The 13,100-nt window shown below is 59.2% G+C and carries 13 protein-coding genes; 10 read left to right on the top strand and 3 right to left on the bottom strand.

Annotated features, from left to right (window positions below; all coding sequences use genetic code 11):
- Positions 1 to 13: 13 nt before the first annotated feature.
- From DNI29_RS01365 to DNI29_RS01355, 3 genes are all read left to right on the top strand, one after another.
- The gene (locus DNI29_RS01365; protein ID WP_238387972.1) at positions 14 to 1,144 is read left to right on the top strand and encodes a multinuclear nonheme iron-dependent oxidase; all 1,131 of its coding nucleotides are present in this window, start codon (positions 14 to 16) and stop codon (positions 1,142 to 1,144) included.
- Between the two features lie 183 nt (positions 1,145 to 1,327).
- Positions 1,328 to 3,862, top strand: coding sequence for a hybrid sensor histidine kinase/response regulator (locus DNI29_RS01360; protein ID WP_110976276.1), 2,535 nt, complete (start codon positions 1,328 to 1,330; stop codon positions 3,860 to 3,862).
- Between the two features lie 84 nt (positions 3,863 to 3,946).
- The gene (locus DNI29_RS01355; RefSeq protein ID WP_110976275.1) at positions 3,947 to 4,465 is read left to right on the top strand and encodes a hypothetical protein; all 519 of its coding nucleotides are present in this window, start codon (positions 3,947 to 3,949) and stop codon (positions 4,463 to 4,465) included.
- Positions 4,466 to 4,467: 2 nt separating this feature from the next.
- Here DNI29_RS01355 and DNI29_RS01350 read toward each other — a convergent pair whose 3' ends face one another.
- Positions 4,468 to 5,712: a molybdopterin molybdotransferase MoeA gene (locus DNI29_RS01350; RefSeq protein ID WP_110976274.1), complete on the bottom strand. Its 1,245-nt coding sequence runs from the start codon at positions 5,710 to 5,712 to the stop codon at positions 4,468 to 4,470.
- 243 nt (positions 5,713 to 5,955) lie between these two features.
- Here DNI29_RS01350 and moaC point away from each other — a divergent pair, with 243 nt between their 5' ends.
- Complete coding sequence (gene moaC / locus DNI29_RS01345; RefSeq protein ID WP_110976273.1) at positions 5,956 to 6,444, top strand: cyclic pyranopterin monophosphate synthase MoaC; 489 nt, start codon at positions 5,956 to 5,958, stop codon at positions 6,442 to 6,444.
- Positions 6,434 to 7,621, top strand: coding sequence for an NTP transferase domain-containing protein (locus DNI29_RS01340; RefSeq protein WP_110976272.1), 1,188 nt, complete (start codon positions 6,434 to 6,436; stop codon positions 7,619 to 7,621). The genes moaC and DNI29_RS01340 overlap by 11 nt, the downstream gene beginning before the upstream one ends.
- A gap of 212 nt (positions 7,622 to 7,833) precedes the next feature.
- Here the strand turns inward: DNI29_RS01340 and DNI29_RS01335 are convergent, their stop codons facing one another.
- Entirely contained in the window at positions 7,834 to 8,253 is a 420-nt protein-coding gene (locus tag DNI29_RS01335; RefSeq protein WP_110976271.1) for a molybdenum cofactor biosynthesis protein MoaE, read from the bottom strand.
- Positions 8,254 to 8,504: 251 nt separating this feature from the next.
- Entirely contained in the window at positions 8,505 to 8,747 is a 243-nt protein-coding gene (gene moaD, locus DNI29_RS01330; protein WP_110976270.1) for a molybdopterin converting factor subunit 1, read from the bottom strand.
- Positions 8,748 to 8,902: 155 nt separating this feature from the next.
- Between moaD and moaA the strand changes: the two genes are divergently transcribed.
- The 5 genes from moaA to DNI29_RS01305 all read left to right on the top strand — a co-directional run bounded on the left by moaA (position 8,903) and on the right by DNI29_RS01305 (position 13,030).
- Positions 8,903 to 9,910 (top strand): GTP 3',8-cyclase MoaA, encoded by a 1,008-nt coding sequence (gene moaA, locus DNI29_RS01325; RefSeq protein WP_110976269.1) that lies wholly within the window; start codon positions 8,903 to 8,905, stop codon positions 9,908 to 9,910.
- 576 nt (positions 9,911 to 10,486) lie between these two features.
- Positions 10,487 to 11,293: an alpha/beta hydrolase gene (locus tag DNI29_RS01320; protein ID WP_110976268.1), complete on the top strand. Its 807-nt coding sequence runs from the start codon at positions 10,487 to 10,489 to the stop codon at positions 11,291 to 11,293.
- Between the two features lie 102 nt (positions 11,294 to 11,395).
- Entirely contained in the window at positions 11,396 to 11,941 is a 546-nt protein-coding gene (locus tag DNI29_RS01315; RefSeq protein WP_110976267.1) for an RNA polymerase sigma factor, read from the top strand.
- A gap of 6 nt (positions 11,942 to 11,947) precedes the next feature.
- On the top strand, positions 11,948 to 12,244 hold the full coding sequence (locus DNI29_RS01310; protein WP_110976266.1) for a hypothetical protein: 297 nt from the start codon (positions 11,948 to 11,950) through the stop codon (positions 12,242 to 12,244).
- 90 nt (positions 12,245 to 12,334) lie between these two features.
- The gene (locus DNI29_RS01305) at positions 12,335 to 13,030 is read left to right on the top strand and encodes a ClpP family protease (RefSeq protein WP_110976265.1); all 696 of its coding nucleotides are present in this window, start codon (positions 12,335 to 12,337) and stop codon (positions 13,028 to 13,030) included.
- Positions 13,031 to 13,100 lie beyond the last annotated feature (70 nt).

Here is a 13,100-nt window from a genome sequence, read left to right as displayed (position 1 = left end):
AACCCTGCCTGCTGTGCAACCGGAGCCCGCCATTCTTGCTACCCTGGCCTGCAACCTCGATGCCGATATTCTGTCGGCAGCCCTGCCGCTGCTGGCTGAAGGCCGGGTAGAGGCATTAGAGTGGTCCTTTGATGCGCTGTTCTGGGCGGAGCAAGTGCCCGACTGGTTTTCGGAGCTTCTGACCACGTACAGCGCCGCAAACCGACTGCTGGGCCACGGTGTGTATTTCTCCCTGCTTTCGGGCCGCTGGACGCCGGAGCAGCAGCAGTGGCTGGAGCAGGTGCGGCAGGTAGTGGCCCAGTACCCACTGGCCCACCTCACGGAGCATTTTGGCTTTTTTACTGGTCAAAATTTTCACTCCGGAGCCCCGTTGCCAGTGCCCTACACGCCCGCTACCCTGCGCTTGGGTCAAGACAGACTCAGCCGCATCTACGAGGCCTGCCGCTGTCCGGTGGGCCTCGAAAACCTGGCTTTTGCGTATTCGCTGGATGAGGTGAAGCGCCACGGTGAGTTTCTAGGCCGGCTGCTGGAGCCCGTCAATGGCTTCCTGATCCTGGACCTGCATAACCTGTATTGCCAGATTCATAACTTTTCCGTTTCCTACGAGGAGCTTATTGGGCTTTACCCACTGGAACGAGTGCGGGAAATTCACATTTCGGGCGGCAGTTGGGAAAACTCCGAGTTGGCTCCCGGCCGCAAAATCCGGCGCGACACCCACGACGAGGGCGTGCCGGAAGAAGTATTTCAACTGCTGGAGCTGACTATTCCGCGGTGCCCCCGGCTGAAATACGTAGTGCTGGAGCAGTTGGGCCCTAGCTTGAAAACCGAAGAAAGCCGCATCCGCTTCCGCCACGACTTCGGCCGGATGGAAGAGGTAGTGCATCGGCACCGCGCTGGGCGCCTGGGCTATGCAGATGCGTTTTTCCTACCCCCGCAGCCTTTGCAAACCGGCCCTGCCCTGGAAGACGCCCAGCTTCACGCGCACCAGCAGCAACTTTCCCACATTCTGGAAACGGCACCGTCTTTCGCGGAGGCCCAGCGGCAACTACACGCTTCTGCCCTAGCCTCATCCGACTGGAAGCTGGAGCAGTGGGCCCCCTATATGCTGGAAACTGCCGTTAGCATCGCGCAGAAGTGGAAATAGGTAGCAGCAGGACGATGGAAAAAGATACGTAAACAAGCACTGCCTAGCTTTAAACTGATGGCGACACAAGCACAGTGACCAAATAATACTATTTATTCCCAAACTATTCATTTAATCATAAGTATATGACGCTTCATAGATTAGCTATATTTGTTGCTTTGTCACTGCGTGTATTTGTATTAGATGACTGCTATTTCGTCGTTCGGCTTTCAGGAAAACTCCGGTACCCCACCTACCGATGACCAAGCATGGCGCACCTGGGCCGAGCATCGCATACAGACTCTGGAGCAGGCGCTGGCAGCGGCGCAGGCTCAACTAGCCTCGCCGCCAAAAGTCACGCCCGACGCAGGCTCCCTACCCCCTGAGCGGTGTGCAGCCGCTGACCAGGACTTCTTTGAAACTGTGCTGCAGCAGCTCCCGGTAGAGGTTGCCGTCTTCGATACCGAGCGCCGCTACTGCTTCGTCAATACCAATGGCATTCAGGATCCGGAAATCCGTAGCTGGGTTATCGGCCACGATGATTTTGAGTATTTCGCCCATTTCGGGCGGCCCCAGGAGCTAGCCGTGCAGCGCCGTGAATGCTTTGAGCAAGCCCTGGCAACCCGTTCCCGCGTTACGTGGGAAGAAGTGATGGAAACCGCCGAGGGCCCTCAGCACATGCAGCGGCATTTCCTGCCCGTATTCACCCCTGATGGCTCCCTGCGCATGATGGTGGGCATGGGCGTGAACATCACGGAGCGCCGGCAGGTAGAAAAACAACTGGCCGATCAGCGGGCTTTTTACGAGTTCGTGCTCGATCAGCTACCCTGCGACGTAGGTGTTTTCGACGATAAATTCCGCTACCTGTTCGTGAATGCTAGCGGCATCAAGGACCCGGAAATGCGGAAGTGGATTATCGGCAAGGACAACTTCGACTATTTCTCCCGACGGAATTTTCCGGCCTCCATGGCCCAGGAGCGGCACGCCCAGCTAGAGTTAGTAGCTCGGGAGCGGCGGCTGGTTACCTACGAGGAAACGTTCCTGCGGCCCGATGGCGACCGGCACCAGTACCGTTGCCTGCAGCCCGTTTTCCACCCCGATGGTTCCCTGCACATGATTCTGGGCTACGGACTCGACGTGACGGAGCGCGTAGCCACGGAAAGGGCCCTGCGCCACGCCAAACTAGCGGCCGAGTCGGCGGTGCGGGCCCGGGAGATTTTTCTGGCCAACATGAGCCACGAGATTCGCACGCCCATGAACGCTATTCTGGGCATGAGTCAGCTGCTGGCCAAAACGGAGCTCACGCCTACCCAAAGCAGTTACCAGCAAGCCATTACCACCTCGGCCGATAACCTGCTGGTCATCATCAACGACATCCTGGACCTTTCGAAACTGGAAGCGGGCAAGATGGTGCTGGAGCAGGTTGGCTTTAAGCCCACTCAGCTTCTAAACCAGGTAGAGCAAACCCTGCACTACAAAGCTGAGGAAAAGGGCTTGTGCCTGCGCACCCAGTTAGGGCCAGACTTGCCCTCCGTACTGCTCGGCGACCCATACCGCATCACGCAGGTGCTGCTAAATCTGGCCGGCAACGCCATCAAGTTCACCGAGAAAGGCCACGTAGTTATTTCCTGCAATGTAGTAGATGCCCCGGACGCACCCGCCGATACGGTAGATGTGCTGTTTCGGGTAGAGGATACGGGTGTAGGCATTGAGCCCGCGTTTCTGGCCCACATTTTCCAGGAGTTCAGCCAAGAAGATGCCTCCGTGACGCGTAAGTTTGGCGGCACCGGTCTGGGCCTGCCTATTTGCCGCAACCTAGTAAAGCTCATGGGTGGCGACATGCAGCTGGAAAGTGAGAAGCACCGGGGCACGGTAACCCAGTTTACGTTGCGCCTACCCACAGGTACGGAGCAGGACCTGCTGCCCCAGGTGCTCCTGACCGAAGACAGCCCTCTGCGCCAGCACCTGCGCCACAAGCACGTACTACTGGTAGAGGACAACCGCTTCAACCGCCAGATTGCCAAGACCTTCCTGCAGCAAGCTCAGGTGCAGGTAACGGAGGCTGAAAACGGAGAGCAGGCCATAGCTCTGGCCCAGGAGCAGTCCTTCGACCTGATTTTAATGGACATTCAGATGCCCATTCTGGATGGGTACGGGGCCACGGCTGCCCTACGCCAGCAGTTGCAACTTACTACCCCCATTGTGGCCCTCACGGCTAATGCCATTAAAGGTGAGCGGGAAAAGTGCTTAGTGGCGGGCATGAATGGCTACCTGGCCAAGCCTTTCCAGGAAGCCGAGCTGCTACAGATTGTAAGCGAATGGGTAGTGCCCCAGGCCGCCGCAGCCCTACCGGCGGCTCCTACCCCGGCTCCAGCCTCAACCCCGGCCCTGTACCAGGTAGATGAATTACTGGCTGTGGGGCAGGGCGACCAGGAGTTTGTGAAGTTCATGCTGGAAACCTTTGTGGAAAGCAGCGAAGAGCTTCTGCAGGAGCTAGCCCACGGCTTACAGGGCCAGGATGTAACTCGGTTGAAAAGTGCGGCGCATACCCTCCGGCCCAGCTTGGCCCACTTGCGGGTGCAACACCTGCTGCCCGTGGTTACGGAGCTGGATCAGTGGTCGGCTGGCTTCCAGCCGGAGCTATTACTCCCAATGGTCGCCGACATCACAAGACAGCTGGAAGAAATTATCCAGCAGATTAAAAACGACTTAGCCAATGCCCCATCCCCTACCCCCTGATGCCACGGTAATCCTCCCGAAAGAGTTAGGCAGTATTTCTGTATTATGAGCGGTAGTGTTCCGTAACTGTGTCTTTGTTCTGATATGAAAATTACTTTCCTACCGATTCTGCTGGGCGAATTGCTAGCCGGCAGCTTAGCCGCTTGCAATGAGGAGTCGGCCAAGCTGCCGTTGGAGCAGCCGGCGTTCTTTGTAAAGGCGCAGAAGAACGACACCGCGTGGTCGGCTACTACCTCCGGTACTTATGTGAAGTCAACAGGCGCGTTTCTGCTGTTTGGCCACGACACTCTGGCTCAGACGCCCAGCTACCTCCGCCTGGGCTTCACCCTGCCCAAAGGCAAGCAGCAACTAAGCGCCGTGCAGCCCCTACCAGCCGAGTGGGACGTGCTGCTGGGTGGCGATGCCCGCATCGATTACTACTCCTCCGCCGCAGCCGAAACCGCCCCAAAGCTGGAAATCACCCGTCTAGATACCGTTAAGAAAATCGTGGAGGGTCGTTTTTCGGCTACCCTACGCCGCGACGCGCAGTACACCAAGCAGGTTGAGCTGTTGCGGTTCACGGAGGGCTCCTTCCGCGTGCAGTACCAAGAAGTAGAGCAGTAGCCCTACCGGCAACGCCACGCTGGCAGCACTGTGCCGGCCGGAAACAGCTCCTGTTCCGGCGGCAGTTCCAGGAAACCCGCCGAGGTCAGCAGGCTGGCCATGTCGCCGGAGCCGCCGGCCCGCTCGGGGGTAGCCAGCAGGCTACCATCGGGACCAGCTTCCAAACTCACGAGCAGGAAGTGGGTGAGGCGGGGCTTGAATTGTACATCCTCGGTAAGCACGGCTGAAACCGGACCGCCGAGCCAAGCCGTAACCGGTGAATCGGTAGCTTCAATGGTAGGTTGCTGCACGGCTAGCAGCCACGGACGGGCATAGCGGTAGAAGTTCACGAAGGTAGAAACCGGGTTGCCGGGCAGGGCAAACACCACCGCGCCGCCGGGCTGCTGCCCAAACCAGAACGGCTTACCAGGCCGCTGCTGCACCTCATGAAACACCTGCTCTACGCCCAATTCCCGCAGGGTTTCCGGCAGAAAATCGGCCTTGCCCTTGGATACACCTCCGCTCAGAATCACCGCGTCAAAGCCTTCCAGCAGGGCGGGCAGGCCCAGGCGCAGGGCCTCAGGGTCATCGTTGAAATGAAAGGTTTCAGCCTCGGCCCCGGCCTGCCAGGCGGCGGCCTGCAGCATCAGGGCGTTGGAGCGCCGAATTTGGTGGGCGGCGGGTTGCTCCGTGATAGGCACTAGCTCGTCGCCGGTACTGACCACGGCCACGCGGGGGCGGCGCGTGACGGCCACCGTAGCCGCCCCGATGGTAGCCGCCACCGCTACTTCGGCGGGCTCCAGGCGGGTGCCAGCGGGTACCAGCAGGTCGCCCTGGCGGCGGTCGGCGGCGCGGGCATGTACGTTGTGGCCCTGCCGAGGAGGTAGGGCCTGCACGGTGGCGTAGCGCTGCCCATCGGCATCGGTGCGGAACGTAAGATCTTCGTAGCGAATGACGGTATCCACTCCCTCGGGCAGGGCCGCACCGGTCATGATTTCCACGGCAGCTTCCGGGTCGTGCAGGGGGGTAGGCGGCTGGCCTGCAAATTGGGTGCTTTCGATGCGAAACTCCGGCTGGCCGGCTTCTACAGCAGCAAAGCGCAGGGCAATTCCATCCATGGCTACCCGGTTGAAGGGCGGGAAGTCCCGGTCGGCCCGCAGGTCTTCGCGCAGGATTCGGCCCGCCGCCAGGGGTAGCGACAGGTACTCCACGGACAGCGGGCGGACGGTAGCGGCAACAAAACGGGTGGCTTCTTCAACGGATATCATAAGCAGGGGCAGAGCGGTTACGGAAGCGCATCTTTGCGCTTCTTCTTGCAGGATGATGTCATTCCGTGCATGTGGCGCATCAAGCAGAGACGAGGCATCTGAGTTATCTCCTTGAATGGTGAACCCAGACTCCTCGCTGTGCTCGGAATGACAATATCCACAGCGAAAAAGCAAAGTACTGGTCTAGCCGGTTTGTTTACTATTCGCAACGACTGCGCGCAAAGATGCGTCTCTACAGCTACTATGTCTGACTCTCCCAAACTCACCCACCTCAACGCCGCCGGGCAGCCGGCTATGGTTGATGTGGGCCAGAAAACGCCCACCCGCCGCGTGGCCCGGGCCCGCAGCCGCGTGGTGCTCGGCCCCGACATCATGGCCCTCGTGAAAGAAGGCGACCTGCCCACCCGCAAGGGCCCCGTGTTCCAAACGGCTATTCTGGCCGGCATCATGGGGGCCAAGCGCACCTCGGAGTTGATTCCGCTCTGCCACCCGCTGGGCCTCGACGACTGCCAGGTGCGCATTGAAGTGGATGGGGAAGACGCCGTGCTGATTGAGTGCACGGCCACCGTAACCGGCAAAACCGGCGTGGAAATGGAGGCCCTAACCGGTGCCTCGGTGGCGGCTCTCACCATTTATGATATGTGCAAGGCGCTGTCGCACAACATTGTAATTCAGGAAACGCGCCTGCTGGAAAAAACCGGCGGCAAACAGGATTTTCATCATGCCGGATAACCAGCCTTCTGCTACCCCCACGCCCCGCACCAAGCATGCCCAGCTTGCCCGGCCTGATTTCGGTGAGTTTGGCCGCCATGAGTTGGCTATTCTGGGGGCACCCTGTGGCAAGATCAAGGAGCTAGCGGCTCGACTACTGCCGCTGCTTTCCCCTACCCTACGCGTAGCCTACGTAGATGCCGACCACGCCGCCGGTGACGACGCGGCTCAGGGCGGCACTGGGGGTCAGGATGCCGTGCTGCAAGCCGGCGCAGCCGCCGAGCTGACCGACAAAATCACCTTCACGCGCCTGAATCTGAAGCGCGGAATCGACAAGTTTAGCCAACAGGAGTGGCTGCAGCACCAGAGCCTGGTGCTGGTGAACGGCAACCACTTCCGGGCCCGGCAGCAGCTCGTGATTCTGGACCCGGCCAAACCCGTGGAGAAAAAGCTCGACCGCCTTACCGACGTGCGCGCCCTGCTTTTGCCCGAAGGTGTAACCGAAGTGCCCGCCTACCTGCGCGCGCACCTCGCTGAAGCCAACGTGCCCGTCCTACCCCTCCACGATACCGAAACCCTGTCTGACCTGATTTTGCGGGAGTGGCACGCTGCCGCACCGCCCCTGCGGGGACTGGTGCTGGCCGGTGGGCGCAGCCAACGCATGGGCCAGGATAAGGGTAAACTCAGCTACCACGAAGGCCGGGAGCAACGCGCCCACGCCGCCGAGTTGCTGGCCCAGTTCTGCCAGGATGTGCACGTTTCCTGCCGCCCCGATCAGGTGATGGAGCTGGAGTACGCCGGCCTGCGCCCCCTGCCCGACACCTTCGCTGATCTGGGCCCGCTAAGCGGCTTGCTCTCTGCCTTCCGCCTCGACCCCAACGCCGCCTGGCTGGTAGTGGCCTGCGACCTGCCCTTCCTCTCCGAAACTACCCTTGGCCACCTGGTAGCGCACCGCCAGCCGGCCCGCATGGCCACAGCCTACCAAAGCCCCGAAAACGAGTGGCCCGAGCCGCTCATCACCATCTGGGAGCCCGGCAGTTACGTTACCCTGCTGCGTTTTCTGAGCATGGGCTACAGTTGCCCCCGCAAGTCGCTCATCAACTCCGATATTGAGTTGCTACCCCCACCCGCGCCCCAGGAGCTACGCAACGTGAACACCCCGGAGGAAGCAGAGCAAGCTCGGCAGGAATTGGGGTAGAACCGTATTCTCTCAAAGAAGCACACTAAGAGTAGTTGACTGAAGTGCTGTTCACAGAACGGTCCTGTCGAACTGGTCAAGACATCTCGCGTGCTGACGTTGGATTACTACCCCAACGATTCGAGCGAGATGTCTCGACCAGCTCGACAGGACGGTCAGGACTAATTCTAAAAAGTAGTTTTAGGTAACGGGAGCTTTGCTTATTTGCTCTGCTATGGGTGGGCCGCTACCCATACGTCACCGTCCTCGTAAAACTCCTTTTTCCAGATAGTTACTACCTGCTTCAGGGTGTCAATGATGTACTGGCAGGCGGCGAAGCTCTCGGCGCGGTGAGGCGTGGATACGGCTACTACCACAGCTACGTCGCCGATGTAGAGGGTGCCTTTGCGGTGAATGACGGTGACTTTCTTCAGCATCGGCCACTGCTCCACGGCCTGCTCGGCTACTTTGCGGAGCTGGTGCAGGGCCATGCTGTCGTAGGCCTCATACTCGAGGCGTACCACAGGGCGGCCGGTGCTCTTGTTGCGCACCGCGCCAATGAATGTGTTGATAGCGCCGGCTCCGTCGTCTTCCACCGTGCGCAGGGCCGCGGCTACGTCAATGGGCTGATCGGTTAAGTCGATGTGAATCAAAGTGGAGGTGATGGGGCGGTGAAGTAAATGGTGACAGGTAAATCAGAACGTCATGCTGAGCGAAGGCGCAGCCGTAGTCGAAGCATCTCGCGTGCTGGCTAATCAACTGGCCTAGGCCTATGGTAACGAAGCGGTAGAGATGCTTCGACTCCGCGGACGCCAGATCAGGCATGACGGTTAGTGTGGCAACGTCAGCACGCGAGATGCTTCGGCAAGCTCAGCATGACGTTCTGCATTATCAAACCAAAGTCCTACCCTCCACTCACCGGCGGAATCAGGGCAATTTCGTCGCGCTCCGTGAGGGTCGTTTCTTCTTCGGCGTACTCGTTGTTCACGGCTACGGCCAGGCTTGACAGGCCCCCAAGGGCCGGATACTGCTCCCGCAGCCCCGCCAGGAGCGCCTGCACCGACTGGCCTTCCGGCGCCGAAACCTCCAGCGACGACTGCCCCACGATTTCGCGGGCAATGCCGAACAAAGCAATTTTCAAGTTCATTGGTTATCTACGTGTTCGTCGTGATGGAACGGGTTGGCTTGGCCGGGAGGAGTAACCTGAGCGGGCAGCCGCGCCCTTCACCCGAACGGAAAAGTCTGATTTACGTTGTTTGTTTCAGGACTTCACTTGAAGCCTGTGTTTTCTTCCCTCCGAGTATGTCTGCTCCTGTACCGTCCGTTTTATTTGATAACCACGGCCGCCCGCTGGAATACCTGCGCCTGGCCGTTACGGACCGCTGCAACCTGCGCTGCTTCTACTGCATGCCCGAGGAAGGCATCCAATACCTGCCCAAGCAACAGCTACTGACCTACGAGGAAATGGAGCGGTTAGTAGCGGTGATGGCCGGACTGGGCGTGCGCAAGGTACGTCTAACCGGAGGGGAGCCCTTCGTGCGCCGCGACCTGGTGCCGTTCATGAGTCGGCTGAGCACAATTCCGGGTATTGAGGAGCTTACCATGACCACCAATGGCGTGCTCACGGCCCCTCATGTGCCGGAACTGGCTCGCATGGGTGTAAAAGCCGTGAACCTGAGCCTCGATACCATGGACCGGGCTCGCTTCGCCAGCATTACCCGCCGCGACGAGCTGCCCCGCGTCATGGACACGTTCTATGCGTTGCTGGCGGCCGGCATCCGGGTGAAAATCAATGCTGTGGTAATGGATGGCCAGAACATCCAGGATATTCTGCCCCTAGCTGAACTAACCCGCGACCTGCCCGTGGACGTGCGCTTCATCGAGGAGATGCCCTTCAACGGAGGCAGTCACGCTGCTACCCTACCCTGGAATCACAACCGCATCCGGCAGCACCTAGAGCTAAACCTGGGCGAGCTGACGCCAGTAGCTACCCGCCCCGGCGACACGGCCTCGCACTACACCGTGGCCGGCCACCAGGGCCGCCTGGGCATTATTGCGGCCTACTCGCGCACCTTCTGCGGCACCTGCAACCGCATCCGCCTCACGGCCGAAGGCGGCCTTAAAACCTGCCTCTACGACCAAGGCGTGCTCGACATCCGGGCCCTGCTGCGCGGCGGCGCCTCCGATGCCGACCTTGTGGCCGCCCTCATCTCCGCCTTCCGCAACCGCGCCGCCAATGGCTTTGAGGCCGAGCAACAGCGCCCCCTGCACCAGCTCAGCTTCGAGTCCATGAGCACGATTGGGGGGTAGTTAGGTACAAGCTATGAGGTTGCACCACTTCCTTAGTATCTTCTTCCTATCCTTTCTTTGCTTATTCAGCAATTGCCATTCCTTTCGTTATCGATTTTCTGACCACGTTCAAACAAGCGCACTTTACGCCCCTAATGCTAAGGTGAATGGGCTAGAGACAGTAGTACCGGGAGACTTCACCGTATTTCGCTACTCAAGTAAACGGGGTAATCATCGTGTAGCTCACCGTACCCAGGCTACCGTTATTTTCCTACAAGCGTTACGGCCCGAAACCTGGCCTCTTGGCAAACGGGTGGTAGCCTCTGATAGCACGTTCATGATTAGTGGCTTTCAGTATGGAGGAGGCATGTTTGCACATGATTTCCCTGATATTACCGGAACTCTAACTCCCATATCGTTAAGCAGCAACACTTATCATGTACGGTTGCGTGTACATTATACAGATCGTAATCACAAGCGGCAGAGCTTGAGCCGCACTGTAGCGTTTCAGCTTGATTCTACCTTATTAGAAAATAAAGCGAGGTAGCGTGTATAAGGTGGCAGCTCTTTAAAAGCCTCTTCCTTCTCTGTTACGCTATGAAATTATTACTCTGGATTCTAGGTTTGGGAGCCGCGCTGTACATAGGCGTGTGCGTGTTGCTGTATTTCCAGCAGGAGCGGCTGCTGTTCTTTCCGACCCGGCTGGCCCCAAACTATCGTTTTCGGTTTCCCGGCCGGTTTGAGGAGCTTTGGATGACTGCCGCTGATGGCACCCGCCTTAATGGGTTGTTGTTCCGGGCCGATTCGGTACACGCGAAAGGCCTCATTTTCTACCTGCACGGCAATGGTGGGGCCTTGGATAGTTGGGGCGAGGTAGCACCTATCTACACGCGCTTGGGCTACGATGTATTCCTGCTCGACTACCGGGGCTACGGCAAAAGCGAGGGCCGTATAACTAGTCAGGCGCAGCTGCTGGCCGATGTGGAAGCGGCTTACCAGCAGATAGGTGCGCACTACCCCGAAAACCAAACGGTTATCCTAGGGTACTCGCTGGGCACGGGTGCGGCGGCGTGGTTAGCTTCGCGCCACAATCCGCGCCTGCTCCTACTGCAGGCGCCCTACCCCAGCATGCGCGCCATGGCCCGGCAGCACTACCCTTGGGTGCCGGGCTTTGTTGTGCGCTACCCCCTGCACACGGATAAAGTGCTGCCCCGCGTTGCTGCTCCCATCGTCATTTTCCACGGCGACCAGGACGAAATAATCAGCTACCAGAGCGCGCTACAGCTCAAATCCTTACTGAAGCTCCAGGACCAGTTTGTTACCCTGCGCGGCGCAGGCCATAACGGCATGACCGATACCCCTGATTACCTGGCTGTTATTCAAGATGTGCTGGCCAAGCCGTAGATGCGGCCAAAGAATTATTTCGTTGAAGCCGGGTGATAGTTGACGAGAAAACGGATTAACTATCAGAACGAATTCTGAACCTCACCTCGGCTCCTACCTCTCATGGAAACTACAGCAGCTTTGCGGCAGGCGCTTCTCGCGGATCGGGAACGAACCCTCACCCACCTGTACCAGCACACCTTCCCGATGGTGCGGCGCTACGTGCAGCAACACGGCGGCACGGCCCAAGATGCCAAGGACGTGTTCCATGATGCCCTGATTACGTTCTATGAGAAGGTAGTAGGCGAAACGCTTGTGCTGTCGGCTTCGGCCAGTACCTACCTGGTGGCCGTGTGCCGCAACCTGTGGCGACAGGAGCTGAGTCGCCGCACCCGGCAGCCGCTTGTTTCCCTTGCCGACGAACACGCGGAGGTAGCGGAAGCCGAATTGGCAGAGCAGCCCGTGCTTGCGGTGCTGGAGCAGGTAGAGCGGCTAGGCGAGCGATGCAAGGATATTCTTCTGGCTTTCTACTACTTCCAGCAGCCGCTGGAGCAGATTGCGGCCACGCACCAATACCGCACGGTGCGCTCGGCTACGGTACAGAAGTTTAAGTGCCTGGAGCGCCTGCGCAACTCCGTTCGGGCCCTGGTATCCACGGTTACTGCTTAGTCTGTCATGCGCCCCGCCCTCGAATACCTGCGCCAGCTGGAGCGCTACCTGCTCGGTCAGCCAACGGCCGCTGAAGCCGAGGCGTGGCGCGTACGCCAGTTGGTAGATGGTGAACTAGCCGCCGATGTTGCTACCCAACAGCTCCTCTACCAAGGCCTGCAACTAGCCGGCCGCCAGCAGCTGCGCCAAGAGTTGGAGCTGATTCATGCACGCCTGGAACGTCCGGCCCGTCGGCATACGTGGTGGCAATCGGCCACTGGGCCCCTACGCAGCCTGTTAGCCGCCCGCCGCAAAAGCAGCTAGCTACTCTCCCTATTTTCTGATTTCTCCCCTACCTCTTCCTACCCCCGGAAGGAGGCCGGACCGCTACACCCTTTTCTTTCCCTATTTGCCATGCTACTCCAGCAAGAATTCCGCAAGTTTGCCGTGCAGGGCCGCGGCCTGAATGGCCTCACCGTTGACCGCTACTTCCACCAGTTTGAAGGTGCTGCCTACCCCGGCGTGATGGGCATGACCCGTTCCGTGATTGAGGAGCGCCCCACCCGCTTCGCGGAAATCGACGTGTTTTCGCGCCTGATCATGGACCGTATCATCTTCCTGGGGCAGGCCGTGGATGACCAGATAGCCAACATCATCAACGCCCAATTGCTGTTTCTGGAATCGGTGAACAACCGCAAGGATATCCTGCTTTACATCAACTCGCCGGGGGGCTCGGTGTACGCTGGCCTGGGCATGTACGACACCATGCAGTACGTGGCTCCGGACGTGGCTACCATTTGTACCGGACTGGCGGCTAGTATGGGAGCATTTCTGTTGTGCGGCGGGGCCTTAGGCAAACGCTCGGCCCTACCCCACGCCCGCGTCATGATTCATCAGCCCAGCGGCGGAGTGCAGGGACCCTCGGCCGATATTGAAATTACGGCTCGTGAGGTGGTGAAGCTGCGCCAGGAACTCTATGCTATTTACGCTGAGCGCACCGGCAAAACCCCGCAGCAAATTCACGACGACTCGGACCGGGACTACTGGCTGCGTGCGGATGAAGCCAAAGAGTACGGCCTGATTGACGAAGTGCTGGAGCGCAAGCCTTAGGCCTGCTGTTAAGCTATGCTCATTCCGGCTGGGAGCGGCTGCTTGATGCTGGCTTTCCAAGCTTACGAAT

This window comes from Hymenobacter sediminis (assembly GCF_003231285.1).
In the GTDB taxonomy this organism is placed as follows: domain Bacteria; phylum Bacteroidota; class Bacteroidia; order Cytophagales; family Hymenobacteraceae; genus Hymenobacter; species Hymenobacter sediminis.
The sequence above is the reverse complement of the archived record's forward strand: the minus strand, read 5'-3'. Positions and strand labels throughout refer to the sequence as shown.